This window comes from Paenibacillus sp. Soil522 (genome assembly GCF_001428245.1).
Taxonomy (GTDB): Bacteria; Bacillota; Bacilli; order Paenibacillales; family Paenibacillaceae; genus Pristimantibacillus.
Genome location: NZ_LMRV01000013.1, coordinates 157678 through 183587, shown reverse-complemented (window position 1 = coordinate 183587; position 25910 = coordinate 157678). Strand labels below are relative to the sequence as shown.

General features: G+C 46.7%; 25 protein-coding genes. 24 read left to right on the top strand and 1 reads right to left on the bottom strand.

All coding sequences use genetic code 11. The features are described 5' to 3' along the window. Positions 1 to 372 precede the first annotated feature (372 nt). From ASG81_RS03780 to ASG81_RS03735, 10 genes are all read left to right on the top strand, one after another. The gene (locus ASG81_RS03780; protein WP_056629356.1) at positions 373 to 1221 is read left to right on the top strand and encodes a hypothetical protein; all 849 of its coding nucleotides are present in this window, start codon (positions 373 to 375) and stop codon (positions 1219 to 1221) included. Between the two features lie 12 nt (positions 1222 to 1233). Next, complete coding sequence (gene sipW, locus ASG81_RS03775) at positions 1234 to 1812, top strand: signal peptidase I SipW (RefSeq protein WP_056629354.1); 579 nt, start codon at positions 1234 to 1236, stop codon at positions 1810 to 1812. 74 nt (positions 1813 to 1886) lie between these two features. Beyond that, positions 1887 to 2420, top strand: a complete 534-nt coding sequence (locus tag ASG81_RS03770) for a TasA family protein (RefSeq protein ID WP_056629352.1) — start codon at positions 1887 to 1889, stop codon at positions 2418 to 2420. 71 nt (positions 2421 to 2491) lie between these two features. Next, positions 2492 to 3145 carry a hypothetical protein gene (locus ASG81_RS03765; RefSeq protein WP_056629350.1) on the top strand — a complete coding sequence of 218 codons (654 nt, stop codon included), beginning with the start codon at positions 2492 to 2494 and terminating at the stop codon, positions 3143 to 3145. 40 nt (positions 3146 to 3185) lie between these two features. Further along, positions 3186 to 4043 carry a TasA family protein gene (locus tag ASG81_RS03760; protein ID WP_056629348.1) on the top strand — a complete coding sequence of 286 codons (858 nt, stop codon included), beginning with the start codon at positions 3186 to 3188 and terminating at the stop codon, positions 4041 to 4043. A 90-nt stretch (positions 4044 to 4133) separates the two neighbouring features. Then, entirely contained in the window at positions 4134 to 4994 is an 861-nt protein-coding gene (locus ASG81_RS03755) for a hypothetical protein (RefSeq protein WP_056629346.1), read from the top strand. Between the two features lie 129 nt (positions 4995 to 5123). Then, positions 5124 to 6173, top strand: coding sequence for an S-layer homology domain-containing protein (locus ASG81_RS03750; protein WP_056629343.1), 1050 nt, complete (start codon positions 5124 to 5126; stop codon positions 6171 to 6173). 123 nt (positions 6174 to 6296) lie between these two features. Further along, positions 6297 to 7367: a hypothetical protein gene (locus ASG81_RS03745; protein WP_056629341.1), complete on the top strand. Its 1071-nt coding sequence runs from the start codon at positions 6297 to 6299 to the stop codon at positions 7365 to 7367. Positions 7368 to 7379: 12 nt separating this feature from the next. Continuing rightward, complete coding sequence (locus ASG81_RS03740; protein WP_056629339.1) at positions 7380 to 7739, top strand: stalk domain-containing protein; 360 nt, start codon at positions 7380 to 7382, stop codon at positions 7737 to 7739. Positions 7740 to 7837: 98 nt separating this feature from the next. After that, positions 7838 to 8167, top strand: a complete 330-nt coding sequence (locus ASG81_RS03735; RefSeq protein ID WP_056629337.1) for a helix-turn-helix domain-containing protein — start codon at positions 7838 to 7840, stop codon at positions 8165 to 8167. Between the two features lie 768 nt (positions 8168 to 8935). On the opposite strand, the gene ASG81_RS03730 is transcribed toward ASG81_RS03735, so the two are convergent. Further along, positions 8936 to 9304 carry a helix-turn-helix domain-containing protein gene (locus ASG81_RS03730; RefSeq protein ID WP_056629336.1) on the bottom strand — a complete coding sequence of 123 codons (369 nt, stop codon included), beginning with the start codon at positions 9302 to 9304 and terminating at the stop codon, positions 8936 to 8938. A gap of 122 nt (positions 9305 to 9426) precedes the next feature. Between ASG81_RS03730 and ASG81_RS03725 the strand changes: the two genes are divergently transcribed. The 14 genes from ASG81_RS03725 (at position 9427) to ASG81_RS03660 (ending at position 25884) form a co-directional block, all read left to right on the top strand. After that, positions 9427 to 11307 carry a hypothetical protein gene (locus ASG81_RS03725; RefSeq protein WP_056629334.1) on the top strand — a complete coding sequence of 627 codons (1881 nt, stop codon included), beginning with the start codon at positions 9427 to 9429 and terminating at the stop codon, positions 11305 to 11307. 221 nt (positions 11308 to 11528) lie between these two features. After that, on the top strand, positions 11529 to 14780 hold the full coding sequence (locus ASG81_RS03720) for a glycosyl hydrolase (RefSeq protein ID WP_081417108.1): 3252 nt from the start codon (positions 11529 to 11531) through the stop codon (positions 14778 to 14780). A 260-nt stretch (positions 14781 to 15040) separates the two neighbouring features. Then, positions 15041 to 15787 (top strand): YveK family protein, encoded by a 747-nt coding sequence (locus ASG81_RS03715; RefSeq protein ID WP_056629331.1) that lies wholly within the window; start codon positions 15041 to 15043, stop codon positions 15785 to 15787. Then, positions 15768 to 16421 carry a CpsD/CapB family tyrosine-protein kinase gene (locus ASG81_RS03710; RefSeq protein WP_056629329.1) on the top strand — a complete coding sequence of 218 codons (654 nt, stop codon included), beginning with the start codon at positions 15768 to 15770 and terminating at the stop codon, positions 16419 to 16421. The genes ASG81_RS03715 and ASG81_RS03710 overlap by 20 nt, the downstream gene beginning before the upstream one ends. 76 nt (positions 16422 to 16497) lie before the next feature. After that, positions 16498 to 17976, top strand: a complete 1479-nt coding sequence (locus tag ASG81_RS03705; protein WP_056629327.1) for an O-antigen ligase family protein — start codon at positions 16498 to 16500, stop codon at positions 17974 to 17976. After that, on the top strand, positions 17973 to 19340 hold the full coding sequence (locus ASG81_RS03700; RefSeq protein ID WP_056629326.1) for a lipopolysaccharide biosynthesis protein: 1368 nt from the start codon (positions 17973 to 17975) through the stop codon (positions 19338 to 19340). Before ASG81_RS03705 ends, ASG81_RS03700 begins: the two co-directional genes overlap by 4 nt. Before the next feature lie 12 nt (positions 19341 to 19352). Next, positions 19353 to 20237, top strand: coding sequence for a glycosyltransferase family 2 protein (locus tag ASG81_RS03695; protein ID WP_056629323.1), 885 nt, complete (start codon positions 19353 to 19355; stop codon positions 20235 to 20237). Positions 20238 to 20239: 2 nt separating this feature from the next. Then, entirely contained in the window at positions 20240 to 21421 is a 1182-nt protein-coding gene (locus tag ASG81_RS03690) for a glycosyltransferase family 4 protein (protein ID WP_056629320.1), read from the top strand. After that, positions 21418 to 22710: a glycosyltransferase gene (locus ASG81_RS03685; protein WP_235548718.1), complete on the top strand. Its 1293-nt coding sequence runs from the start codon at positions 21418 to 21420 to the stop codon at positions 22708 to 22710. Before ASG81_RS03690 ends, ASG81_RS03685 begins: the two co-directional genes overlap by 4 nt. Then, positions 22688 to 23818 (top strand): glycosyltransferase, encoded by a 1131-nt coding sequence (locus ASG81_RS03680; protein WP_056629318.1) that lies wholly within the window; start codon positions 22688 to 22690, stop codon positions 23816 to 23818. Before ASG81_RS03685 ends, ASG81_RS03680 begins: the two co-directional genes overlap by 23 nt. Before the next feature lie 29 nt (positions 23819 to 23847). Further along, the gene (locus ASG81_RS03675) at positions 23848 to 24381 is read left to right on the top strand and encodes a serine O-acetyltransferase (protein WP_056629316.1); all 534 of its coding nucleotides are present in this window, start codon (positions 23848 to 23850) and stop codon (positions 24379 to 24381) included. Positions 24382 to 24395: 14 nt separating this feature from the next. Further along, complete coding sequence (locus ASG81_RS29575) at positions 24396 to 24731, top strand: helix-turn-helix domain-containing protein (RefSeq protein ID WP_081417106.1); 336 nt, start codon at positions 24396 to 24398, stop codon at positions 24729 to 24731. Between the two features lie 41 nt (positions 24732 to 24772). Continuing rightward, on the top strand, positions 24773 to 25573 hold the full coding sequence (locus tag ASG81_RS03665; protein WP_056629314.1) for a hypothetical protein: 801 nt from the start codon (positions 24773 to 24775) through the stop codon (positions 25571 to 25573). Further along, positions 25567 to 25884, top strand: a complete 318-nt coding sequence (locus ASG81_RS03660) for a PqqD family protein (RefSeq protein ID WP_056629311.1) — start codon at positions 25567 to 25569, stop codon at positions 25882 to 25884. The genes ASG81_RS03665 and ASG81_RS03660 overlap by 7 nt, the downstream gene beginning before the upstream one ends. The last annotated feature ends 26 nt before the right edge of the window (positions 25885 to 25910 follow it).

Genomic DNA, 25910 nt, shown 5'->3' with positions numbered 1-25910 from the left:
TTCTCTGGTGCGCTATACTGTTCTTTTGACATGAAAAAGCTCCCCTCACAGCAGCAGGTTTTATTATTTAACCTGTCTACTGTATGGGGAGCATATCAAAGTCTAACTTAGGCTGAGGGGCGGCCCTTTTTGTGCTTTTGAGCAGTGATCTATGGTACGAAAGTATACTTAAGGGTACCCTAACGGCTTATCCGGATTGTTTAAAAGTAGGGTGGATTGAACTAAGGTAGCATTCTCAGCTTATCCTTTCGTCACTGTAATGCTATACCGACGAGGGACGAAAGCAATGGGTCAAAGTTATACAATGAATTCAGAAAGTACATTGAGTAAGAAAACAGGAGAAAACATTACTTTATAGTGGATGGTGCTTAAATGCGAAAGAAGCGTTTTTCTAATAGGAAACAGAATAGAAAAAGGCTGATTCACGCAGCAGCCCTTATGTCGCTAACCATGATGATCCTAATACAAGTCCCTGGATCAACTTATGCTTTAATGACTTCCTCAGCTAAGAGTACAAGCAATTTTTCATCCGCTTTCGTGTTCCCAAAAACAGTGAACGAACTTGCGAATCTTGTGAAGACTCAGAATGCCACAGCCATTCATTTCCTTGAGTTAGTAAGAGAAGCTTATGTTCAATGTCAAAATGCAAACAATTCGAAAGTTGCCAGCCGGATCCTAAACGCTCTTGAACATAAAGCGGACGCCGTAGATGATGCTGCAAAAGCAGCTGCATTACTGCTGGCGGAACTATATCAATACAACAGTCAGGCAGAAAAGCAGCTAAAATCAGCTAGAGAAAACGGGATGGAAGACCTTGCTTCTTATGAAAAAGTTTTTAAATATGTTTCAGCAGCCTATCAAAATGGGAAAGGTAGCACAAAAAGCGCTCAAGATGCCTCTGCCCTGGCCGATCGGATTATTCAGGAAATAAGATTGCTAGTTGCCGCCATGATTACCGACGAACAGAGTAAGGATGACGAAGAGATCAAGCATAATGAGATAGAAAATGAGAAGAAGAGTGAGAAGATGAGTGAGGAGGAAGAGGATAAGAAAACAGAACAAGAATCTTACGGAAATAAACAAAGAAGTAACCAGCCTCAGAATGAAGGAACAAAACCGGTATCTGATGATACACAAGAAGTTCAGCAGCCAAGTGAAGAAACCAGCTCTGCTGCAGAATCTTCTCAAAGTGATGATATAGATCTAGATATTAGCAAATAAGGAGTGAATTTTATGAAGATCAAAACAATTATTAACGGGACAATCACCACCATCCTTGTAATAGCTTTGGTACTTGCACTATTTTTCGTCATAACATCAAAGTTAAATGGCGGTAAACCCAAAATTGCCGGATATGAGATTATGACTGTTCTTTCTGGATCTATGGAGCCAGGTATCCATACCGGCTCAATTATAGCCATCAAACCGGATATAGACAAAAACGGCTTGGCCGAGGGCGACGTGATTACGTACCGCTCATTAGAAAATCCGAATATGCTGATCACTCACCGGATACTAGAAGTTCAAAAATCCGGTAATGAAGTGCAATACTTGACCAAAGGCGATGCCAATGATGTAGAAGATCCTAAACCGATTCCAGCAAGCTACATTGTAGGTCAATATGCCGGATTTACCGTTCCATACTTTGGATTTATATCCGACTTTATGAAATCAAAAGTAGGCATTATCGCTTTGATGATTATCCCGGGACTCCTGCTTGTTCTAAGTCAAATCTACGGAATGTGGAAAATGATTTCAAGAATGGATGAGACACGGACACCCGAAGCAAATGACAAAACAGTGATTTCTTAATTTGTTGAATCCCTTTTCTTTATAAAAAGAGAAGGTTCAAAATATAAATCATTACTCAAGGAGGAAGTGAATTTATGGTGATCGGATTAAAGAAGAAGCTATTTTTGGCAATGGCAACAACTGCTTTGGGTGCAACTATGGTAGCAGGAGGCACTTCGGCTTTATTCACAGACACAGCGAGCAACACAGACAACACCTTCACAGCCGGTACTGTGGTTATCACTCTTGATAAAGCGGACATTGTAGAAAAATACTTCGATATTTCGAATATTGCTCCGGGCGATTCCGCCAGCAGCCCTGTAGTAGTAACTAACACAGGCACTTTGGAGCTTCGCTACGATATCATGAAAAGCTTGACTGGCGAATTAGCAGCTGCTGATCCAGACGGAGATGGAGCTACTTTGGGCGATAACAATCCGCTTACTGTCAAAGTTTATTCTGACGCGGCTATGACAGTAGAGGCGACTAACGATAACGTACTGGCGCCAGGCGCAGCACAAACTTTGTACGTTAAGTGGGCACTGCCTTTAGCTGCCGGCAACGGATATCAAGGAAAGAGCGCTATATTCTCCATCCAAGTGGATGCTGAACAAACAAAAAACAACTAATCTGAAATCATTCGTTTTATTAACTTAGATCGGGGTAGCTGTGAACGCTACCCCAGCTTTAGGAGGGCGCCGTGAATAAGAAAAAACTAGCAACGATGGCCTCAGTAAGTCTGCTAACGGTTTCTCTGGCCATTGGTGCGGGAACTTACGCAATATTTACGAGCAGTGCCCAAAATATAAACAACACCTTTGCATCAGGGATCATTAATTTAACTCAAGAGCGGAATATGGGAGACAGCATACCGGGTCCGATGTTTTACTCTTCATCATCTGATCCGTCAGGGAAATTCCCTTATGACAAGAGTAACCCATTGCAGCCTCCCGGCGGCGAATCCATAGGTGGTTGGGCACCCGGCGATACGGTTATACGCGCTATGAATATTTACAATAATGCATCGAATGCAATCGATGCAAAGGTGACAAAAGTAAAAGCCAACGTAAACACTAATGGTCTTCAACCGGGAAGTCCGGCCTATGAGCACTTCGTAGACAACATGAAGATTAAGATCCAATACCCGGCACAAAACAAAACCATTTATGACGGGTACTTGAGAGGCCTGTTGAATGGATATGTTAATATTCCTGCATTTGCGGTATATGCAAATGGCGGAGCGGCCAATATCACATTCACAGCTCAGCTGGATCTTGACACCGGCAACGTTATTCAAGGCCAAACCTTTGTGTTCGATTTCGAATTCTTCGCCGAACAGTTAAAAAATAATTAAATGAATTCAATATTTTAAACCATATTAGGAGGATTCATACATGACATTGCTAAAAAACAAAGTAATTTCCATGCTTCTTCTTACTGCTTTGGGAACATCCCTTGTGGCAGGAGGCACATCTGCCTTATTTACGGACACGGCTTCTAACACAAATAATACGTTTGCTGCCGGATCCGTACAAATTGAAACAGCAGCGACGCCCGTTTTTGCCGCAACCGATATTGTTTTCAATAACATGGCTCCTGGAGATGCCGGGACTAAAACAATTAGTGTAACAAACACAGGGTCTTTGGATGCATGGGTTCGCGTTAAACAAATCACAACATCAGGCGCTTTGTTTAGCGGTGCAACTCCTCTTACACTGAATAACTTTGAAGTTTACCAAATTCCTGCCGGACAGAGCAAGACTTATACAATCAACTATGCTTTCAAGAAGGCAGCAGATAATTCTTACCAAGGCGCAAACGGCATAGCTGATATTGAGTTTGAAGCTGTACAAGTGAAAAATAATGCTAACCCGTGGTCCATCGCAACAACAATTCCTGGTGGTTCAGTTATAACTGTAGGAACCGTTGAAGTTTCCTCCAGCTCCCAGAACCTTGTATTCGATGTTAGCAGCTTGTTCACTCCAGGTCTTCCAGGCGCATGGCCTGACTTGAACATCATCAGTCCAAATGGAGAAGCCTTCGGATATAACGGATCATTTGTAAATGGCGCTGGCGCACAAGTAAACACAAGCAACACTTCCTCCAGTAAAGTGTCATATACAGGATATGCATCTAATCCTGAGCAAATGACGTTTGAAAATCCAATTGAGGGTACTTGGACAATCCAAGTTAGAAACGCTGATTCCGGAACGACAACAGCAATCGTTAGCTCTAACCAGCAATTCCAGTAATGCACTGCAATACTTTGTTAAATACCCAAACACCGCGGATTATCCGCGGTGTTTGAGCATATAGACAATTAAACCATGGAGTGTTTAATCATGAAATATATAAAGAATATTCTCTTAAGCGCTGTATTGATGCTGTCTTTAATCTCGTTTTTGGCCAAGTATCTACCGGTAGGATCAACAACAGCCGATGCAGCTACCTATCAGGTGGATATTGCAACTCAACCGGCCAATGGATTTTTGCAAGCGTACAATATGGCTCCAGGGGATAAGGTAACCTCTATTATAAAGGTACAAAACAACGGTAATCTGGATTTCAATTACACGGTCAAATCTAATCAAGAAATCGGATCCACTGAACTGTATAATTTATTGCAGCTTGTTATAAGCGACAGCAAGGGAAAGCTTTATGAAGGCTACCTAAGTGAATTAAATGACCTTCCAATCGGTACGATCGCCAAAACAGATGAGCAAGTCATAACGTTTACAGCGATGTTGCCCATAGAAGCAGGAAACGATTATCAGGGTAAAGACACCAAAGCAGCTTTTGTTTTTAACGCCACAGGGCATAATGTACCGCTGGATGATTGCTTTGAACCTCCATTTAGCAATAATCAATTTACATTGCATCAAAAATCAACGGTTCCCATTAAATTTCACTTGCATGATCAGTCAGGAAAGATTGATGAGGTTGAGCGGCAAGGAGTCAGGCTTGAGGTTATCGGACCATCCGCAGACGGCGGAATCGTTACCTATGTATTTGCCATTCATAACGGTACACTAAAATTTGACAATAAACTAAGTGAGCCGCACTATTTAGCCCGTTTCTCTACTTTTGATTATCCTGTTGTAACGGGTGGAACCTATATAGCCAAAGTATATAATGGCGACACTTTATACTGCTCCAAAGAGTTTATGGTCTTGAAGAATGGAAACCGTTCCAACGCACCGTAAAAACCGCCAGCACTCAGAAATGGGTGACTGGTTTTTTTGCTTAACGGCCATACTCGTTGAGAAGAAAGTATCAACATATTAACAAAGAAGTTTAAATAATATTGACGTGTTCTTTATAAAGAACTAAAATTGAAGGCGAAATTAACTTCAATTGGCGCCAACACCGGTAAACTCGATAGCGTTTATTTTACCTTTGATCTCGGCAATGCAGCTGTTGATTCGGCAGAGCTGCCGCTTTCGAAGAAAATCCTTGATGCGCTTCATTCCGCTTCACTCGATAAAATCAAAGTGGAAGTCTATGGCTTGAACATTATTATTCCGGTTAAGCAATTCAACAATGATCTTGACCTTACCGTTAATAAACTGCCGGCACCAAGCGGTTTGAATCCGTTGACACCTGTCTTCGAATTCGGCGTGAAGACGGGCGGCGTACAGAAGAACAATTTCAGTGATCCGATTCACATCCAGTTCCCAGTGCCTTCCACGGCCAATCCGGATCTGGTTACCGTAGTAAGGCTCGAAGGCAATTCGTATACAGCAGTCGGCGGGGAGGTGCATGACGGATTCATCGAAGAGTCATTCCCTCACTTCTCGCCGTACACCGTCATTGAGAATAAATTGATATTCCGGGGTCTGGACAGCGTACGTCCTTGGGCAGGCAAGGCGATCGAGGCAATTGCGTCCAAAGGAATTACGGAAGGCATGGCGCCAGGCATCTTCGGTCCGAATGATCGCATTACGCGTGCCGAGTTCGCGAAGATGGTCGTTCGTGCTTTTAACCTGGAACTGAATGACGCGGTTGAGCAATTCGACGACGTCAAAGGCAATGAATGGTTCGCCCCTTATGCGCAAGTGGCTTTCCAAACAGGCATTATTAATGGCCGGGCGCCTGGTAAATTCGTACCGAATGCCCGTATTACGCGTGCGGAAATGGCGACGATGGTTACACGTGCATTGAAGGTGTCGAAAGGCGCGGTTGATGTGAAGGATGTGGGCTCAGAGCTTGCTAAGTTTAAGGATAGTTCCGGCGTTCATCCGTCGCTGCGTTCAGGCGTTGCTTTCGCTGCTAACCATGGACTCATTGTAGGGAACAAAGGGAAATTCCTGCCGAATGCTAATGCTTCTCGAGCTGAGGCAGCCGTTATTGTGTATCGTTCACTTGGTTTCACTGCTGAATAAAAAAAACAGCTTGATTTAAATAGCCGGACGGAGATTTTTTCTCCGTCCGGTCCTATTTCTTTTTCAGCTGATATTGAATGTTGATCATGTCCATTCTATTCAAAAAGCGAAGAGGTTGAGACAATGAAGAAATTTTGGAAAATAACAGGGATCACACTCGGTGTTCTCCTCTTGTTAATCGGCGGGGGGATAGCGTTCTTATATTGGAAGCTGACGTCAATAGAGTTAGGTGATATTAAGACTCGTCATACGGCAGAAGCCTCGTTGCAAATAGCGTCAGATGGACCAACCACTGTTCCTCCGTCTGGAGGCAAGGAAGCTGAGCTTCCCTCTGCCTTAGATGGCGCGGTAGGCAAAGCGGAGCAGATTGCGGGCAAGTCCATTAAGACACAGGATGCCGTCGATGCTGCAGCCATCTTGCTTCAGTCCGGTTTATCCATGAGAGAAATGTATATCCTGCTAGGTCAATCGACCGAGAAGCTGACGAATGAAGAGAAGCAGGCCATTCGCGATTTGCTGCTCAAGAAGCTGACCAAGGAAGAGATCGAGATGCTCCGTTCGATCACGGTTAACTACGGCAAAGGACTGATCATTCTCGATCCTGACTATCCGATTGAGCTCGTTGGTATTGAAGATCCGAAGGAGCGGGCACGGATGAAGAAGCAGCTGGAAGCTGAGGGGAAGCTTAAGGGACCGTCCTCATCCTCGAAACCAGCGGTATCACAATCCGAAAGCGGTTCCGATAAGGACAAAGCTTCGGAAACGACGGTTGCGGATAACAAACCAGCGCAAACGGAAACGGCCGGTACTGGCAAGGCGGCGGATGCGGACAAAGCACAATTCGCTGCGATTAAGGCCAAATATGAGTCTGAGCTGGCGTCTCATAAGGCAGCTTGCCTAGGAGAAGCGAATGCCCTGACAAGTGAGGTCGTGGCAGCAATCAAAGCGAGTAAGGATAAAGACGAGGAGACGGTTAACGCCAAGCAGCAGGCGCTTCTCGCGCAGATCACGAAGTCGGAATCCGCCTGTGATGCGAAATTCAGCTCCATAATGAGCAGCGCTCATGCGGAATTCAAGGATACAGGTATTTCATCAGCATCAATTGAGCAGGCCTGGCGCAGTCAATACGATAGCGTCAAATCGTCTATGCGCAGTCAAGCCATCAGCCGTATTAAGGGTGCTTTGAAAGCATAAGGAGGTTCATTGATGATTATTGTTCTTATATTTACCGGAATGATCGCAATCTTGTTATTCGCCGGTACTGGAGTTTCCTCTGCATCAGCTGCTGCCGGCAATGCCGCGAAGCCGGTCAAAGTGCAATCGGTTTCGGTCAGGCTGAATTTTAACGGCCGCAATCTTACACTGCCGGCAGGTCAATACGCATTTGCGCTTCAAGGGACGACGTATGTGCCGCTTCGGTTCATCGCATATGCCCTGCAGAATGTACAGTGGGATGCGAAGAATACATCCGTGGCAGTAAACGCGCCGAGCAGTCAGGAATTGACCTATCTGGGCGAGTATTTGGATAATTTGAAAATTATTGATCGTTTGTGTATCAGGATGTAGTAAGTAACATTAGTTCAACTTATAAAGCTATCACATTCGATTATTATTCGTTATAATAGTGGGTAGTTTACAACGATGTGATAACGGAGGAGTATGTTATGATTGGTGAACGCATTCAGATGCTGCGCAAGAGAAACGGTCTTTCCCTGACTGAGCTATCTCAAAGGGCAGGCATCGCAAAATCTTATCTGAGTTCAATAGAACGAGGACTCCAGCAAAATCCTTCGATTCAGTTTCTCGAAAAGGTAAGCGGAGTATTGAACGTTACGGTAGAAGAATTACTGAATAGCGATCAGTCTGGGCGCAAGTCTGATCATCTTGACCATGAATGGGCTGATTTAGTAAGAGAAGCTATGGCATCTGGCGTAAGCAAAGATCAATTCAAAGAATTTTTGGAATTTAATAAGTGGAAGATTAAGCGCGATTAGTTTTAGTATATTTACACCCCATGATTAATGCTACCCATTCCTTGTCCAAGTCCTGATTGTCTTCAGACTTTGCAAGCACCATTTCCCCATGTCCCCCATTCATATTGGGACGGTTGCACCACTGACTCCATGCGTTTAAGGTGCAGATACTAAACGCATTTCAATTAAAAGACTTGATCCGCCGGTGAAGAAAAAAAAGGAAAACGTGTCTTGACGTGTTCTTTATAAAGAATTATTATTATGTTAATGTTCTTTATAATAAACAAAGTAAACAGGTGCGCTAACAAATTTCGACGAAAAAAGAAGTGAAACTAGAACTAGAGCAATGCAAATTAAGGTAAAAAGAAAGGATCGGGTGTATTGCTAATGATACATAAAAACGAGTCAATTGACACAAACATTACGACCATTGATATACGTAAAGTGATGGAGCAGTTGGGTATTCCAGAGCACAAATGTCCACCCGATTTATTGAAAAAGAAAACCTAATTAAGTGAAATACGTTTCAGCTAGCTTATGTGGATGCGGACCGCAAGTACCTCAAAAGAGGAGAAAAACGGATAAATAACGGATTCAATGTCCGCTTACACCTAGCCATGGACATTGGATCCGTTTCGATTATAGTAATCAATATATTCGCTGGCATAAAAAATCCCCTCCGGTCTACAGTGTAAAATTCACCATATCATGAACTTTATACTGTCTACCATTTGAGGGGATAAAACCATACCTCCTAGTACAGCGGAGCGTTAGAATAGAGAAGTTAGGTTAATTTAACGATCTTTCGGCGCGTACAAATGCAATAAATCGGCGTGCTTCCTCCGGTGTCAGTTTCAGACCATCGACGGTGAGAGCGAATTTCTCAACGAGTTCTGTGTCGGACAATTCCAGTTCATCGACAAACTTTCGAATATCATGATCCATAACCATATTGGATTGCAAGGTCCGACCTACCAAGTAATCGATCGAAACCTGAAAAACATCAGCAATTTTCCCCAATGTATTTGTATCCGGTTCTCTCCGGTTTTTCTCATAATGAGATAAAGAAGCTCGTGAAATCCCTAAGATTGTAGCCAACTCATCTTGAGTCCAACCTTTTTGCTCACGAAACTCTGCAATACGTGTACCAATGTTCATGATGTCCCTCCTTAGTACCAATCAACTTGCAGACCTTTAATAAGTTTAAACTATTTTAGCTTTTCAGACTAGAGGTTTATTAAGTTAAAGTAATTAGTCCACTATGCTCAAAGGAGGTATGTATGTTTGCAAGGAAATGGGTGACTTTGCTTTTTTGTCTGGGCGTACTTATACCTGCAGGTTGGATCCTCTCTAACGATCGTGAGGAGCGTATCCCGCAGGGGAAGAATCAAATCATTTGGAGGCTAGGGCTGGAGAATAATTCGTCTATGGAACTTGGTTCGTATTCGAAGGTGCGAACCGAAGCTGTTGATGTACCGAACAATTGGAATAAGCGTAGCGACTGGAGCTTAATTTCAAAAGGACTAAAGGGCGATGTAAACCCGAACATGCAGGTATTTTTCGAGCTTTCGTCAGTACCTGAATACGGGGCGGAGCTCAGTTTTAAGGTAGTAAACGCACATAAGGCAGTGCCTCAAATGGGTGTATGGTCTAACGATACGATGGTCGGTCTGATTCAAATTGCCGGCGTCGGCGGTACTTCTAGTCCATATGCGGTTAATAAAAGCTATCAAGTATACATTCCAAAAGAATTTTTGCAAACTGGATTGAATGTTTTGAAGCTATCAACGGTACGCTGTATGTGGTGCTCGGAGGCGGAGGACCCTTTCCTTTGGTGGGAGTGGGATTTCGTAAAGTTGATAGAGCTGAGCTCCCCTGCCAATGAGCCGCTGCATGGACGGTATGTCAATATGGGCACATTAGTGGCCGAAGGCGACTTCGGTTATACCGAAAATGTCGTCAGGCATTTGCCAGCCGTCTTGAAATGGCTCGGCATTGCTTACAGCGGTAATATCATGCGTGCCTCCTTTTGGACTGATGTCGATTCCAGCCAGTGGCAGGAGACGGGTTTGAAGTATATGCAAACCTTAAGAGATTTGAATATGGGTATCGTGGCCGATCATCAAAATACAGCATTCGAGCTTACGGAAAACCAAATGCTGCCGGATGAGGTAAAGAGGAACTTGAATCAATTTTTTGATAAATATGGTTCATTGATTCAATATTACGAAGTAGATAATGAGCCGGGTTTGTTCAACCGTTCGAAAGCGGTCAACATAGCCATTGCCGATTATGTGAATGCAAACAAGCCGAAGCATGTCAAAACCGTTGCCCCAGGTTGGGCATACTGGCCGACAGGAGGACAGCCGGACGGATGGGAACGGGATCCAAGTCAGCGCATGGAGGTTGAGCAAAAAACGCAGCTCACAAACGGACACAGCTACGGTCTTTCGTATGCCGATGACGAGGGGGGGAGCTTCATAGAAACCTTGAAAACACTAAATGTTGAACAAGATGGGTCTGCCAAAGAAATGCTCGTCACGGAAACGGGTACAAGCGATGCACATATAGATGATCCATCCTACGGCTCCAGTCAGCCTCACGCCTCGGTGTTTGATCGTATTTTGAGGGCGCATGTGGGATTTGCTGATTATTTTATGCAGCATGCTGCTTTTTTTCCTGAATATGGTTTGTTCACCAATAATTTCAATTGGTCCACTCATGATCCAGCGGATACGGCTATGTATCCTGGAATCAGTAAAGAGGATGCGCGGTTGAAAACATACCGACGTTTGGCGCTGGCTTATGCAACGCACGGCGTACCACTACCCTACCATTACTTGAATAAGTCGTCGATCGCGGGGAAAAAGGTATATTTTCGCGCGGTGAATACAGCTAAACTGCAGCAGCTTCCCGGATCTAAAGCTGTATCGGATAAAATATTGCTCAACTTCATTAATTTTGAGCCATCGGTTCAAACAATGAATGTACGAATCACAATGCCTGAAAAGGCATTTTATGAAGGAGAACGGATAGGGGCAGGGCAAACGTATGCGACAGCAAGTACATATGTGCAGAAGATATGGGCGCAAGCAACCCTGGACCTAAGTGTGACACTCGAACCAGGTGAGGCTGTTCAGTACATTTTAATTAAAAAGTAAGAATTGTTAATAAGATAAAGAACGCAGTATTCTATCCCCCTTGTAATAGAGAGATATTCTCTCTATTACAAGGGGGATTTTTTTAATGCTGACGAATCTATAGTTTTTATTGCCTAATCAATAATAGAATCGGGTGCATATTATACCAATGTAGTGGGAAATTCTGAAATTATATAAATAGAGACTTAGGTTTCTTAATTTCGACGTTAAAGGGGGAGTAAATGATGAATCCTATTAATCCGAATGCAAGTGAAAAAGCAATAGATTTATTGAATTACTTATATTCAATTTCTGGTTCAAAAACCTTAACAGGGATCCATAATTGGTTGGAAGTTCCAGATGGTTATGTGAACGAGATAAATAATTTATATGGTGATTACCCTGCTGTTGCCGGTTATGAAATGGGACCAATAGCGAACCAAACTGATGCCACGATTGCATCGCAGAGACAAAATGTGGTAAATTCAGCGATTACCTACCACCAAAATGGCGGCATTGTGACGATGATGTGGCATCAAAACTATCCGCTAACTGCTTATGCATGGGTAAATGTTCAGAGAAGCACGACCACTGATGCTGAGTTTAACAAAATATGTACGCCAGGCACGGCGGAGTACAACTGGCTTATCGGAGAGTATGATAAAGTCGCTGAATACTTGAAACAGTTAAAAGAGGCAAACGTTCCGGTATTGTGGCGACCTTATCATGAAATGAACGGTGGTTGGTTTTGGTGGGGAAAGAAACAAAACTTCAATCTTCTATGGGACATTATGTATGATCGTTTTACTAATACGCATGGACTAAACAATCTCTTATGGGTTTGGAATGCTAATGCTCCTAAAAGTGCAGATATTAATCCGTACTCCACCCATTTTGTCGGGACGAGCAAGTGTGACGTGCTGGGTACGGATTTGTACATGTTTGGAGATGAACCGTTTAAGCAGGAATATCATGATGGACTGGATGTCATTTCTGGCGGAAAGCCAATTGCGGTTACGGAAATAGGACAATTGTTTCCGATCACCACGTTCAACACTCAAGCAAAATGGACTTGGTTCATGGTATGGGGAAATTATCTATATGATTACAATACCCAATCCCAGCGAGACGCATTATTTACCACTACCGTTAGCAGAACGCTAAATCGAAGCGAAGTTGATATACCTGATTCTTCACCAACCCCAGATACTCAACCGCCGACAGTTCCGACGAATTTAGACGCTCCATTTAAAACGGCGACAACTGCTTACCTGACGTGGACTCCATCTACGGATAATATGGGTGTAGCCGGTTATGAAATCTATCAAAATGACACTACTTTTGTGGGAACAACAATAGAGACAAACCTCAGTGTTAACGGTTTAACCGCAAGTACAACGTACAGTTTCAAAGTAAGAGCCAGAGATGCGGCAGGGAACTTCTCAGCATTTAGTACAGTGTTACAATTGACAACAGATTCCGTAAATACAAGCTTTGTGCGAGGCATCAATTTTGCTGGATCGGCTGTCACGATAGAGGATCAAGAATGGTTGGCTGGAAATAATGCCAGTATCACTTATTCAAATAATGTTAAAACGTATATCAATTCACCAGCAATTACACCCGTTCCGGCTGTTGACAGTACCACTGCTGTTATGCTCAATTCGAATATTTATGCGTCGGGAACCGGCTTTACAGTATCCCAACCGCTACCAAACGGCAGCTATCAAATATTCCTTTGGTCACTTGAGAACTATCAGACTAACTTTCGATCCTTCCATGTTTTATTAGAAGGGATACAGGTTACATCGTCTCCGATCGGGGAACTTGCAGTAAATAATTGGGCAAAATATGGGCCTTATAGCGTCAATGTGACTGAAGGTGTATTGAACATGGAAATTGAAAGAGTGACGGGGGATCCAGGTATTACAGGGATGGAAATCTTTTCGTCAATTGCCACCGATACGCAAGCGCCTTCAATACCAACTAACTTATCTGCAGTACCCATATCATCAACATCCGTCAGTCTTTCTTGGTCGGCTTCTACAGATAATGTAGGAGTTACCGGCTATGATGTTTATAACGGTGGTGCTTTGGCGGGAACAACGGCAACGACCAGCTTCACTGTTACGGGACTAATCCCAGAAACAACCTACAGCTTTTATGTCAGAGCAAAAGATACTGCGGGTAATATTTCGGCAGGAAGCTCTGAAATCAACGTGACAACATTAAAGTGGAACAAGCTCATGATCATCGCTTCTGAATATGGGGCGACGCCTATTGAAGTTGTACCAAACTTTGACAGCACCAGTGCTTTTAATAATGCGCTTGCACAAGCAGTTGCCGATGGTGTTGAACTTTATATCCCGCCTGGGACCTATAGAACAACGGCGACAATTAATGCTGCCGGCAATAACGTTATGATTAGGGGGGCTGGCGGCACTGAAACTGTAATCAAACCGGATTCTTCAGCTTACGATGCAATCGTAATAGGTAAAAACAGCGCTTTTTCAAGCAGCGGGCACTTACGGGACCTCGCTGTCACAGGTCCAACGGCAAGACCGTCCAGTTTTACAGCAGGTATAAAGATTGACGAAATGCGTCAGTTCGAAATTAGTAACGTTACTGTTGATAATTATGATATAGGAATCGACTTCGTGAATAATTGCTTTGGGTCGATGACGAACAATATACGCACCGGATACGGGGTAAATGTCGGCTTAAACCTGCGCACAGGAACGCAAAGCGGCAATGATTTGGTGTTTATTAACAGCTGGCTATACGGGGAAATCGCAGCCGTCCATATTTCGAACGATTGCGGAGGATTCCAGTTTGTCGGCGGACAATTTTCGACTAACCTAAATTCGGGGACGACACCAAACGACGAACGCGGTGCAATGATCATGGGTAAAGATTATATTTCCGGTATCATGGGCGGTGCAGCTAACATACTTGTCCAGGGCATAGATTTCGAAGGGCTGCAATACGGTTGGGCCATTCGCTCTTACGATCAAGTAGGATTCATTATCAAAGGGTGTGGAATCCAGCCGTACGACGCTCCGGCGAATGGTTTTCTAAAAATGACGAACGCCAAGCAGTCCAAAGTAACGATAATTGCACAGCAGATTCGCGGACAATGGAGCGGTTCACAACTTATTTCTGTTAACGGACAGTTTGACGACTTCTCTATTCTCGAATTGAATGGGTGGATCGACGCTACGATAGCGGGAGCTTCCTTTGTTGGTTCTTCCATATTGACACAATCGCGTATAGGAATCGGGCAATCGATTTTCCGTGCTAACAACCACAATACAATGCTTTTGGGGAGCACTTTGCTTCAGGAGAGCGGAGCCGGCATTCTGCAGATTTCCTCTGATTGGGGTAATACTTGGAACACAATTTATCCAGCCAGTCTAATTTTAACTGCACCAAATGGAAAGAAGTATATGCTAGGGGTAACGAATAATGGCGCTTTAACAACAACTCGGATTTAGATATTCCATTTGGCTGAATATAGGAAATTAAGAACCGACACCGTAATTGACTATTTAATTGTAGTCGATCTCGGTGTCGGTTCTTGCATTTTCGGAAAGGAATTATTACTTGTCTCTGTTTTTTGAATGGATAGATACATTTTGTTTCAGAAAAATGCGAAAGTCGTTGACATGATGCAGTTTATATAGTAAATTACGGGGTATAGTGATACAATCCGTATCATAAAACTATTCTATAAAACGTAGATTGGGTGAAGCGTATGGAATTGAAGCAGCTGTTAGTTGTTTTAAAGCGCCGCTTGTGGGAGATAATCCTGCTGATTGTGGCAGCTAGTACGATAGCTTGGGGTGTGAGCGTCTACTTGCTCGAACCGGTCTATTCGGCTTCGGCTGAGCTGATCGTTAACAAGTCTTCCAACGACTCCGGCAAGGAAAATCTTAGTTATGATGCAGTGCGTACGAATATTCAGTTGATCGAAACCTATAAGGAAATTATGAAATCACGTGCGGTGCTTGAAGAAGTGGCTGCGATGCAACCTGATCTTGGGATGACGGCCAAGGAATTGGCCCAAGAAATAAAAGTCAGCTCCGTCAAAGATACGCAAGTGATGACCGTTACGATGAACGACAATTCCTATGATCGAGCTTCCAAAATCGTAAGTGCAGTTTCAAAGGTATTCAAATCCAAGATTTCAACCATTATGGAAGTTGATAACGTGACGATTCTGAACCTGCCGCAGGACGAAGATTCAGTTCCGGTGTTTCCTAGGACGAAGTTGATCGTAGCGGGAGCGATCATTCTGGCTGCTGTCATAGGGATAGGCATGGTGGCGTTACTTGAATGGCTGGATGATACGGTTAAAACTGAGAGGCAGCTGCGTGAACAACTCGGTTTGCAATTGCTTGGCTCGGTGACAGAAATGAAACGCAAGCCTGCCAGGACAGCTGTACCGATTCATGTTATGGAGAAAGCGGGGAAAGCCCATCATGCGGCACAAAACCAATAATCATGCTTTAATTGCGTACACAAGCCCTGCATCAGAGGTATCCGAGCAGTACAGAATCATTCAAACGAACTTATTCTATACGACGGTTGACCATCCAGTGAAGACGATCCTTGTCACCTCGACGGCTGATGGCGAAGGTAAGACAACCTTGTTGTGCAATCTTGGTATATCCTACGCGGAAATCGGTAAAAGAGTACTGCTAGTCGATGCCAACTTCCGGCGCCCTATGCTGCATCGGATTATGGGCGGCAAAAATGTTCAGGGTTTGGCGCAGGGGCTGATGAATCCCGCGCTGCTCCTACAGGCTGTCGTGGACACATCCATCCCAAATCTGAAGCTGTTGCCTTCGGGTATGGAAACGGCCAATCCGTCTAAACTGCTGTCTGCTGGTTTGGAACAGGCTCTGAAAGAGCTTTCCAAGCACTTCGATCTGGTACTGGTCGATTCTCCTTCGCTTGCTTCGGTATCCGACTCACAGGTCGCGGCGGCTTGCTGCGACGGAGTTGTATTGGTTGTGCGTTACGGCAGAATCAAGCAAGCTTCCGTACATAAAACGGTAGAAAAACTTAAACTGGTTAAAGCACGTATACTTGGCACCGTTATCTCGTTTCGTCCGCGGCATGAGCAGCGCTGACGCGGAAGAAGTCGGTAGGCAGATTCAAGAGAAAAGAAAAGTAAGCAAGGGTTAAAAAAATGGAGGTAAGCATCAAATGAGAGGAAGGCGTGTAGGAAGCGCAAATGGATTTCATAGGTCAACTGCTGTGTCTACGCTAGCAGCCTATGCTGCTGCTGCTATTGCGGTTGCCGGAGTGAGTGTGCTACTCCCCCCGGTGCAGACATTCGGTATCTCGCTGTTGTTGCTTTCCATACTACCCGCTCTACTGCTTGGCATTTGCGCTTCGCATTGGCAACTGCCTTACGTGACCGCAGTCTGGGCATTCATGCCCGAGGTACGTAGAGTGTACGATTGGCTTTTGGGAAGCTATTCACAAATACCGCTACTCAGCATTGCGCCGCTGTTGGCAACGTTGACGCTGGCCGTTCCGCTGCTGCGGCGTGAGCGTACCCAGCAACTCCCGAAGCTGGTTCGTATCGCGTTGATCATCTTCTTGGCAGCTTGCGCCTATGCGCTTGCCGTTGGTGTGAAGACGAATGTGACGGCAGCCATGTTCGATTTGGCCGGATACACGGTACCGCTGCTTGTCGTGCCGTACGCTCTGCTCAGCGGTGCTGGTGAACGCGAACGTAACGTTTGGATACGGGCTTATGCTACGATTGCTTCCATAGTAGCGGTCTACGGCATTGCGCAGTATTTGCTTGCGCCGGCCTGGGATGTATTCTGGATGCAGCATGTCGAGATGAACTCGATCGGACAGCCCGAGCCTCTGCACATCCGAGTATTTGCAACGCTTAATTCGCCGGGGCCTGCCGGAGGATTCCTTGCCGGCGCGTTAGTGCCGATGCTGCTTGAAAAACGGTGGCGCGGCGCGTTTGGTTGGATCGGTACAGCGGCAGTGGCACTATGCCTTGCGCTGACAATGGTGCGTGCTTCATGGATAGTCTGCGCCGCTGCAGTATTCTTCTACGCTGCTACGGATGCTCCTGGCAAGCGCTGGCGTACGCTCACCAGGCTTGGTGTTTGCGCAGTCATGCTGCTCGGCATCGTGTCGGTCATGCCCGGCGGCGATGCGCTGCTCGGGCGGTTCCAAAGCTTGGGCTCCCCATCCGAGGATCAATCGTTTAACGATCGTGTCGCATTCACTCTGACGCTCGTTCCCTATATGGCCGCGCATCCGTTCGGCTCCGGACTTGGCAGCGTCGGTATCGGCACGAAGCTTGATAACGACGGTTCGCTGGGCGCTTTCGGCGATTTCGACAACGGCTTCGGCGCCCTTGCGGTGACCTTCGGCCCTCTGTTCTTTCTCGCATTTGCGGGGAGTGTATGGCTGCTCGGCCGTGCAGCGCTGAACCGTCTCCGGGCGATTGGGGCAGAAGATCGAGGCGCCCGTCTCGCTCGTGCAGCTTTGCTCGGAGCAGGTATACAGCTTTTTTTTTCCAATGCGTATGTTGGGTTGAATGGATATTTGTTGTGGTTAAGTGTCGGAGCTGGACTAGCGGGTGCATGGCATGCAAGAGATGAAGAATTTGTCGCCGTTTCGACGCAAGGGAAGGATGGGAATGCCCCATGAATCAGGCGATAGTATGGTACGGATCGATTATCCGACTGATGAGGCGTAAAGACGGCGCGGCAAGCTCATTGCAAACGGCTGTGGTTTCTGTGTTGATTATTGCAGTTAATATGGCGACCGGTATCGTATGTGCGAGGTATTTGGGACCGGATGGCCGAGGGGATCAATTTGCGATGATTTTGTGGCAAGGATTCCTGGCTTCGATGCTCACAATCGGCCTTCCGTCCTCACTGCTGTATCAGACGAAAAAAAGTCCTCAGGACGCATCCGAACTGTACCGCACTTCGCTAGTCCTCTGTATGCTGCTCGGTATTACTGCCACGGCGATCGGTTGGCTCGGGATCCCGTTCTGGATGGGCGGGTATAAGCCTGAAGTCATACATTTCGCTCAATGGACGATGCTGCTGTCGCCACTAACACTTGTTCATCTTGTCAATCAGTCGGCACTACAGGCAAGAGGAGATTTTGTCGCTTACAACCGGCTTCGCTATATGCCACAAATCGTTACACTAGTGGTACTAGTGCTTCTGGTTCTGACGCATCAGTTAAATGTCTTTGGCTCGTCGCTTGCTTATATGCTGCCGGTATTTCCTCTGACCATATGGGCAGGGATCCGCATGCTGCGTAAGGATTCTGCCGCCGTTCGTACAGGTTTTTCCATAAAAAAAGCGACAACAGCCAGCAGATTGCTTCGTTACGGTATTGGAGCTTATGGGATCGATGTGATGGTCACGCTCTCCATGTATTTGGATCAAGTAATTGTCGTCGGATTACTGTCATCTAGCGAACTCGGATTGTACATTGTCGCACTCAGCTTAGCTCGAATGACAGGTATCATTCAGACTTCCATAGCCAACATACTGTTTCCGAAAGCGTCGGGGTTGCCGCGTGAAGAAGCGCTTGCGCTCACGGCTCGTGTGTTCCGCATTTCGCTATGGTTCACCTTGCTCGCGACCGCTTCGGCAGGTGCTGTCGCGCCATATGCGCTTAAACTGCTGTACGGCCCGTTGTACGAAGGCGGCATGGATGTATTTCGCATCGCCTTGGTAGAAGTGGTGCTCGGCGGCTCGGCGATGGTGTTGGCACAGGCTTTTATGGCGCTTGGCCATCCGGGAAAAGTTTCCGTACTGCAACTGCTCGGTCAAGGCTTGACGGTGCCGCTCCTATTCCTCCTCGTTCCCAGTCTTGGGCTTACGGGTGCGGGCTTAGCACTGGTTGTATCAGGCGCGGCAAAGTTTCTGTTCATGCTCGTACAATTTCCTCGGACCTTCCACATCCCGTTTCCATCGATATGGCTGCGTCGTGATGATGTACTATGGGTTCGAGATACGTTGATGAAGCGAGAGCCCACTATGCTCAGATAAGGAGAAAATCTGATGAATGAAACGAAATACAAGACTTGCAAAAGCATATCGGTCGTGATAATTGCCCAGGATGAAGAACGGCGAATCGTAGCGGCGATTCGGTCGTGCTTGCCTTTTGCTGATGAAATTATCGTAGTGGACGGCGGCAGCCGCGACGCTACGAGGGAGGTCGCTTCGGCACTTGGGTGCCGTATACTTCTGAACCCGTGGCCCGGTTACGCGAAGCAGCGTAATTTCGGAGCGGACGCCGCCAAGTATGACTGGGTGTTTTTCCTCGATACCGATGAATTTGTGGATGAGGCATTAGCAGCTTCTTTGCTCGAATGGAAAAGCGCGATCGATGACGGCGGGCATGCCTATGCCGTATATCGCAGAGGCAACTTCCTCGGCAAATGGCTCGAACGGGGGGAAACGATGACGCGCTTATATAATAGAAGAGTCGTGCGTATCCGTGACACTCTCGTACATGAAGAGCCAGATATTCCGCACAGGGGGGTACGTACTCTGGCGGGGGTATTATGGCACGATGGATTCCGTTCTATTGAAGACCACGTTATTCGCTTTAATAAATATACGGAACTGGAGGCGCGCAAAGCGTTCTACGAGAAAAAGCAAACGTTCCGCCTTCTCCCTTTGCTATGGCGTCCGCCAGCAAGATTTGTTCAACAATATGTGCTGCATGGGTTGTACCGCAAAGGGCTTGCGGGTTTGACAGTCGCTGTCATGTGGGTGTTCTACGAATATTTACGGCATATAAAATTGTATGAGCTGACGAGACAGCAGGAGAGTGTCAAACTCAGTGACCAGACTGCTAAAGAGGCCGAGGGGGAAACCACCCGCCAGCGCGACGCAAGTGTGGAAGTGGATGCGGCAGCCGTTTTGGGAAAGGAATGGTAGCGATGTGCAGAACAAGCTTAAACGTACTCGCCATTGGCGAGGGCTGGCCGTCTCAAGAGCCAGGCGGCCTTAACACTTATTTCCAGTCGGTATGCGGCGAATTGTCGTTGCGTCATCATATCGAGGCGTTAATTTGCGGAAGCGGCAGTCCGGAGGAAGCGAAGGTTTTTCCGGTGACAGCGGTAGCATCTCCGGAATCGGGCATGCTGCAGCGGCACAGCACGTTTCGAAGCAGTGCAAAAAACCTTCTTTCTGCAGGTGATGTGGATGTAGTTTATACACATTTTGCGCCGTATGCACTTGGCCCTGCGCTGGAGGCAAAAAAAAGAAATATTCCGCTTGTTATGAGCTTTCACGGGCCTTGGGCCGAGGAAATGCGCATCGGAGGGAGTGGAGCCGTGCTACGGATGAAGGCGCTTCTTGCGGATCGGATCGAACGTAAAGTATACGCTATGGCCGATAGGTTGATTGTCCTAAGCCGCAGCTTTCGAGATTTACTGCACAAGCAATATGGTGTCCCGCTTGATAAAATCAGGATCGTTCCAGGGGCTGTCGATATCGAACGCTTCCGACCGCCAGCGGATAAAGAAGTGGTTCGCCGGAAATTCGGGCTTACAGACCGGGTTGTCGTTCTTACGGTGAGACGGCTTGTGGAGCGGATGGGACTGCGGCAGCTCCTGGAAGCTTGGAGCGAGGTTGTGCAAACATCGCCTGAAGCGCTGCTCTTAATCGGCGGACGCGGTCCGCTGAAGGGCGAGCTGGAAACGCTGGTTAGCCGGCTTGGTCTAGAGAAGCACGTTACGCTGCTCGATTACGTGTCGGATGATCTTCTTCCGCTGTATTATCAGGCAGCAGACCTGTTTGTCGTACCGACGCAGGCGCTTGAGGGTTTTGGCCTTATCACGGTTGAAGCTCTGGCGAGCGGGCTTCCCGTAGCAGCAACGCCTGTCGGCGGTAACGTTGAAATTATTCAGCCGTTTCGTCCGGAGCTGCTGTTTGACGGGAAGGACGCAGGGGATATTGCAGCAGGCTTGATTCAACTTCTCAAACGACGTGATACTTGGCCCGATGCCAGGAGCTGCCGTTCTTATGCGGAATCGAGGTTTACGTGGGAACAAGTGGCCGGAGAAGTAGGCACCATTTTGACAGAAACAGTGAGGGAGAAGGGGGGAGGGGCAGCTTGAATGGCAAGCTTCGGATTGCGTATCTCGATCATACCGCGAAATGGAGCGGTGCAGAAGTAGCGCTGTTTCGTATGCTGGAAAATTTGCCCGCTTCGATCGATCCGCTTGTCGTACTTGCGGAGGAAGGAGATCTTGCTCAACGGTTACGTGAAATTGGTATCGACGTACGCATACTGCCGCTTGCTGAGAATGTGCGGGCCAGAAACCGTAATCGGGTCGATCTAAGGTTAATCACTGCGGCGGCGGGGGTGATACGATACGGATTCGCGCTTGCGAAACTGCTGAAGCGTGAGGGTGTCAATATCGTGCATGCGAATTCACTGAAAGCTGCGATCTATGGTGCAGTGGCGGCCAAGAAGGCCAGGCTCCCGTTAGTATGGCATGTGCATGATATTATTGCGCCGCCGTATCTGAAGCCGCCAATTGCTGCGGCAATTCGTCAACTGATTCGCCTGTTACCGGATGCGGTCGTCGCAAACTCGAAGGCGACATTGGCGGCGCTTAAACTGCCGGGTAGCGCCGATGACAATCGAGCGATGCGCCCTGTACGCGCTGTTGTATATCCCGCCTCCGCTGGGATGCTGCAGATGGAGGAAGCTGCGGCTGCTGCATGTTCACTGAACCTAGTACCGATGGAATCAGTTGTCGAGTCTGCTTTCGAGCCAGCCGAAGTTCAGCCGCCGCTGACGGTGTTGCTGGCCGGCCGGTTGGCTCACTGGAAGGGGCAGCATATTTTGCTGAAAACCGCGGAAATGTTGCTTGCCGATACACGAGTTCGTTTCTGGATTGCGGGAGGAGCGCTGTTTGGCGAGGAAGCCTACAAGGACAGCCTGCTGGAAACGATTCGTCGTAAGAAGCTGACGAATGTGACGCTGCTCGGTCATGTTGACCCTCTTGATGAGGTCATGCGCAATGCCGACTTGCTCATTCACACCTCGATTATGCCTGAGCCTTTCGGACAGGTGCTTGTAGAGGGGATGGCTGCCGGCTTGCCCGTTATCGCATCCGATGCGGGAGGTCCTAGGGAAATTGTGGAGCATGGCCGGACGGGGCTGCTCGTCCAGCCAGGAAATCCGGAGGCATTATGTAAGGCAATTGAGCGCATGCTGGATTGCCCAGGTGAACGTATCAGCATGAGTGAGCTGGGTCGCACCAGGGCGGCGCAATGTTTTCGCATAGAGAACAGCATTAAGGCTCTTGAAGGTATTTATTCGGATGTGCTCCTTCATCTGAAGCGGCACTCTATTGGGAAAAGGGATGGGAGCTATGAAAATTGCAATCGTTCATGATTATTTGATTCAGATGGGCGGCGCCGAGCGCGTAGTCGGCGTACTTCACGACATGTTCCCGGAGGCGCCAATTCTTACGACCGCAGTGGATTCAGTACGGCTTTTCGATTCGCTGCGTGACGCGGAAATCCGTACCTCGTGGATGCAGCAGGTACCGGGTATCACTACGAGATACAAGCAGATGCTGCCGCTCTATCCGATTGCGATCCGCGATCTGGATCTAACCGGCTTTGATGTGGTCATCTCGTCCTCCAGCGCTTTTGCCAAGGGCATCCAAATTCCAAAGAATACGTTTCATTTGTGTTACTGCCACAACCCTATGCGGTTTGCATGGGATTTTGAGCATTATATGCAGGGAATTGATATTACTTACACTATGAAAACGATGCTGCGCGCGTATACCGGCTATTTGAAACGTTGGGACCGCAAATCATCCACGCGTGTGCATCGCTTCGTTGCTAACTCTTCCGTAGTAAAGGGGCGAATTCAACGCTATTATAACCGCGATGCCCAGATTATTTTTCCACCGGTTGATACGAGTCGATTCACGCCTGCATCAGAGACAGAGGATTACTATTTAATAGTATCCAGGCTTGTTTCGTATAAACGAATCGATCTGGCAGTCGAAGCCTTCAACAAGTTGGGCATTCCACTCTACATCGTTGGAGAAGGGCCGGATTCCGCTCGATTGCATAGTATGGCGAACTCGAATGTCAAATTTCTCGGAAGGCTGAATGATAAGGAAGTTAGCAGTTTGATGGCACGCTGCAAGGCACTCGTCATGCCAGGAGAGGAAGATTTCGGCATTACGCCGATTGAAGCGAACGCTTCGGGGCGGCCTGTCATTGCTTTTCGGGCGGGCGGGGCACTGGATACGATCAAACCGCATATAAACGGGTTATTCTTTAACCGTCAGAAACCGGACGACTTGGTTGCCTCAGTAAGGGAAGCGGAAGCCTTCGAGTGGAAGCCTGATAAAATCGCCGCTTCCGCCAAAAGATATGATACGTCCGCTTTTCAGGCGAAGCTGTCCAACTATTTGTATAAATCGATCCTGCAATATTCGAATGAGAGCGGTCAAGGTATTATTGATTTGCGCTACGTATAAGTTGGAAACGAGAGGAGAAGCACGAGGTTATGGAGTCATTTGTACAGGATTTGAAAGCCAACAATTGGCGGGATCCACTGACGATGGGGCCATTGACTGTCTACCGCTTTGGTCATTGGGTATTATACCGCTTTCGTTTTCCTATCGTACGAATCGTGCTGTGGATATTATATCGGCTGCTCGACCTGTTTGTTGTCCGAATCGTGTGCCGGGCGCAAATACCGGCCCAATGTCAGATCGGGCCTGGGCTTCATCTGCCGCATGGAGCGAATACGATCGTGATTCATAAGGATGCGGTGATTGGTTCACATGTGACACTATTTCACGAGGTGACGATAGGCGGTCGGAATCATCTGGGCACGCCGGTAATCGGCAATCATGTATTCATCGGAGCCGGTGCCAAAATATTAGGCCCGGTTCAGATCGGAGAAGGCGCCAATATCGGAGCGAATGCAGTTGTCATCCGTGATGTGCCCGCAAGGGCGACAGCGGTCGGAGTGCCGGCGCAAAACAAGATCCCTAGCAATGTCGTTCCTATAATGCATCATTATTTCAATGAATAAGGAGAGGAGCAATCATGAAATATGGAGATCGCATTTCATTACTGCGGGAGCAAAAGAAGCTGACACAGGGCGAAATGGCGGAAATAACTGGAATTTCCAGGGCGGCATTATCACATTATGAGAACAACCGTCGACAGCCGGATTACGAAACACTTAAAATTATTGCCGATTTTTTCAAAGTAACAATTGATTATTTAATGTGGGGAGCCGAAGGCAAATCTGCATGGGGACCGGAGACTAACATTAAAACATGCATTAATCATATGACATCGGAGAAAAAGAAATCGCGCTGGGAAGGCTATCATATTACACATTTCCAGCTCAGTGTGATCCCAAGCCGACTGCTGTAGAAGAATGTTTACAACATTTTCGGAAATGGATGGATTCCATTATGCATATCATGCAAACCATGATCGGTGAGCATCAAATTGTCATTCGAACCGCATCGGAAAATATTCGAAGATGGATACTCGGAACGTATGATATCCGAGGGCATCCGTTTGAAGCACATCAAGATGGGCAAGGTGATTTGAGCGTGCTTATTGAGGATGGCTACGGAGAACCATTTAAGAACTTCGACGTCCAGGTTAAAACGGCCAATGGTTTCGTCCAGTACTGCCGATCCGACTACTTCATTCATTTTAAACGCGGATATAGGTTTGCGGAGGTGAAAGTTTACGACCAATTCGCATTCAATCACGCACTCTTGAACCTATATAATTCGTTTATTATCTTTCATGAATGGGGGGTACTGCTGCACGCTTCATGCGTGGTGGAGGGCGGGAAGGCTTATGCATTTGCAAGTTCTTCCCTTGCGGGGAAGTTGGCGGTGACTAGATTATCGGCGCAACGTCTCATATTGGCGGACGAAATAACGCTGATACGGATCGGACCTGATGGGAGTCGTGTGTTCGATTCACCGTTCCGAAGCGACATCAAGTCGCACTTTCACCGCAGAAGCTACGATCTTGAAGGAATTTATTTACTTCAACAATCGGAGCAAACCAAGCAGATTTTGCTGCATAAACCGGATGGCTTGCTGCATGTATTGAATCATCTGTATTTCTGGTCTGACGATCAAACAGAGACGAATAAGGTATTGACAATGGGCAAGAGGCTAGTGGAGCAGTGCAAGATATCCCGACTTTTTTTTCAAGAGAACAATAAATATTGGGAGAAAATCGTATGGTAGCCAAATACAAGCAAAGTCATGGAGTAGAAGCGATCGAGGTAGAGGGCGAGTGGATTATCGTCCATACAAAGAACCATACAGTGACAAAGCTGAACGAAACGGCAGGGTACATTTGGTCGCTGCTTAAACAAGAATTAACTATGGAGGACTTGATGAAGTGGCTTCATAGCGAGCATTCGGCTTTTGAATCGGTCATGAAGAACGATGTGGAAAGATGTGTTGAAAATTTGCAGAGTATAGGATTAATCGAATGCAATGAAATTAGCGTAGAAAAGCATGATATTATAGATACAATTTGTATCATACAATAATGAAAAACAGATTTAAAGCAATGCAC

Excerpts from the sequence above, each read along its gene's own strand:
- ASG81_RS03780 (WP_056629356.1), top strand. The coding sequence starts at position 373 with ATGCGAAAGAAGCGTTTTTCTAATAGGAAACAGAATAGAAAAAGGCTG.
- sipW (WP_056629354.1), top strand. The coding sequence starts at position 1,234 with ATGAAGATCAAAACAATTATTAACGGGACAATCACCACCATCCTTGTA.
- ASG81_RS03770 (WP_056629352.1), top strand. The coding sequence starts at position 1,887 with ATGGTGATCGGATTAAAGAAGAAGCTATTTTTGGCAATGGCAACAACT.
- ASG81_RS03760 (WP_056629348.1), top strand. The coding sequence starts at position 3,186 with ATGACATTGCTAAAAAACAAAGTAATTTCCATGCTTCTTCTTACTGCT.
- ASG81_RS03755 (WP_056629346.1), top strand. The coding sequence starts at position 4,134 with ATGAAATATATAAAGAATATTCTCTTAAGCGCTGTATTGATGCTGTCT.
- ASG81_RS03745 (WP_056629341.1), top strand. The coding sequence starts at position 6,297 with ATGAAGAAATTTTGGAAAATAACAGGGATCACACTCGGTGTTCTCCTC.
- ASG81_RS03740 (WP_056629339.1), top strand. The coding sequence starts at position 7,380 with ATGATTATTGTTCTTATATTTACCGGAATGATCGCAATCTTGTTATTC.
- ASG81_RS03735 (WP_056629337.1), top strand. The coding sequence starts at position 7,838 with ATGATTGGTGAACGCATTCAGATGCTGCGCAAGAGAAACGGTCTTTCC.
- ASG81_RS03730 (WP_056629336.1), bottom strand. The coding sequence starts at position 9,304 with ATGAACATTGGTACACGTATTGCAGAGTTTCGTGAGCAAAAAGGTTGG.
- ASG81_RS03725 (WP_056629334.1), top strand. The coding sequence starts at position 9,427 with ATGTTTGCAAGGAAATGGGTGACTTTGCTTTTTTGTCTGGGCGTACTT.
- ASG81_RS03720 (WP_081417108.1), top strand. The coding sequence starts at position 11,529 with ATGATGAATCCTATTAATCCGAATGCAAGTGAAAAAGCAATAGATTTA.
- ASG81_RS03715 (WP_056629331.1), top strand. The coding sequence starts at position 15,041 with ATGGAATTGAAGCAGCTGTTAGTTGTTTTAAAGCGCCGCTTGTGGGAG.
- ASG81_RS03710 (WP_056629329.1), top strand. The coding sequence starts at position 15,768 with ATGCGGCACAAAACCAATAATCATGCTTTAATTGCGTACACAAGCCCT.
- ASG81_RS03705 (WP_056629327.1), top strand. The coding sequence starts at position 16,498 with ATGAGAGGAAGGCGTGTAGGAAGCGCAAATGGATTTCATAGGTCAACT.
- ASG81_RS03700 (WP_056629326.1), top strand. The coding sequence starts at position 17,973 with ATGAATCAGGCGATAGTATGGTACGGATCGATTATCCGACTGATGAGG.
- ASG81_RS03695 (WP_056629323.1), top strand. The coding sequence starts at position 19,353 with ATGAATGAAACGAAATACAAGACTTGCAAAAGCATATCGGTCGTGATA.
- ASG81_RS03690 (WP_056629320.1), top strand. The coding sequence starts at position 20,240 with ATGTGCAGAACAAGCTTAAACGTACTCGCCATTGGCGAGGGCTGGCCG.
- ASG81_RS03680 (WP_056629318.1), top strand. The coding sequence starts at position 22,688 with ATGAAAATTGCAATCGTTCATGATTATTTGATTCAGATGGGCGGCGCC.
- ASG81_RS03675 (WP_056629316.1), top strand. The coding sequence starts at position 23,848 with ATGGAGTCATTTGTACAGGATTTGAAAGCCAACAATTGGCGGGATCCA.
- ASG81_RS29575 (WP_081417106.1), top strand. The coding sequence starts at position 24,396 with ATGAAATATGGAGATCGCATTTCATTACTGCGGGAGCAAAAGAAGCTG.
- ASG81_RS03665 (WP_056629314.1), top strand. The coding sequence starts at position 24,773 with ATGCATATCATGCAAACCATGATCGGTGAGCATCAAATTGTCATTCGA.
- ASG81_RS03660 (WP_056629311.1), top strand. The coding sequence starts at position 25,567 with ATGGTAGCCAAATACAAGCAAAGTCATGGAGTAGAAGCGATCGAGGTA.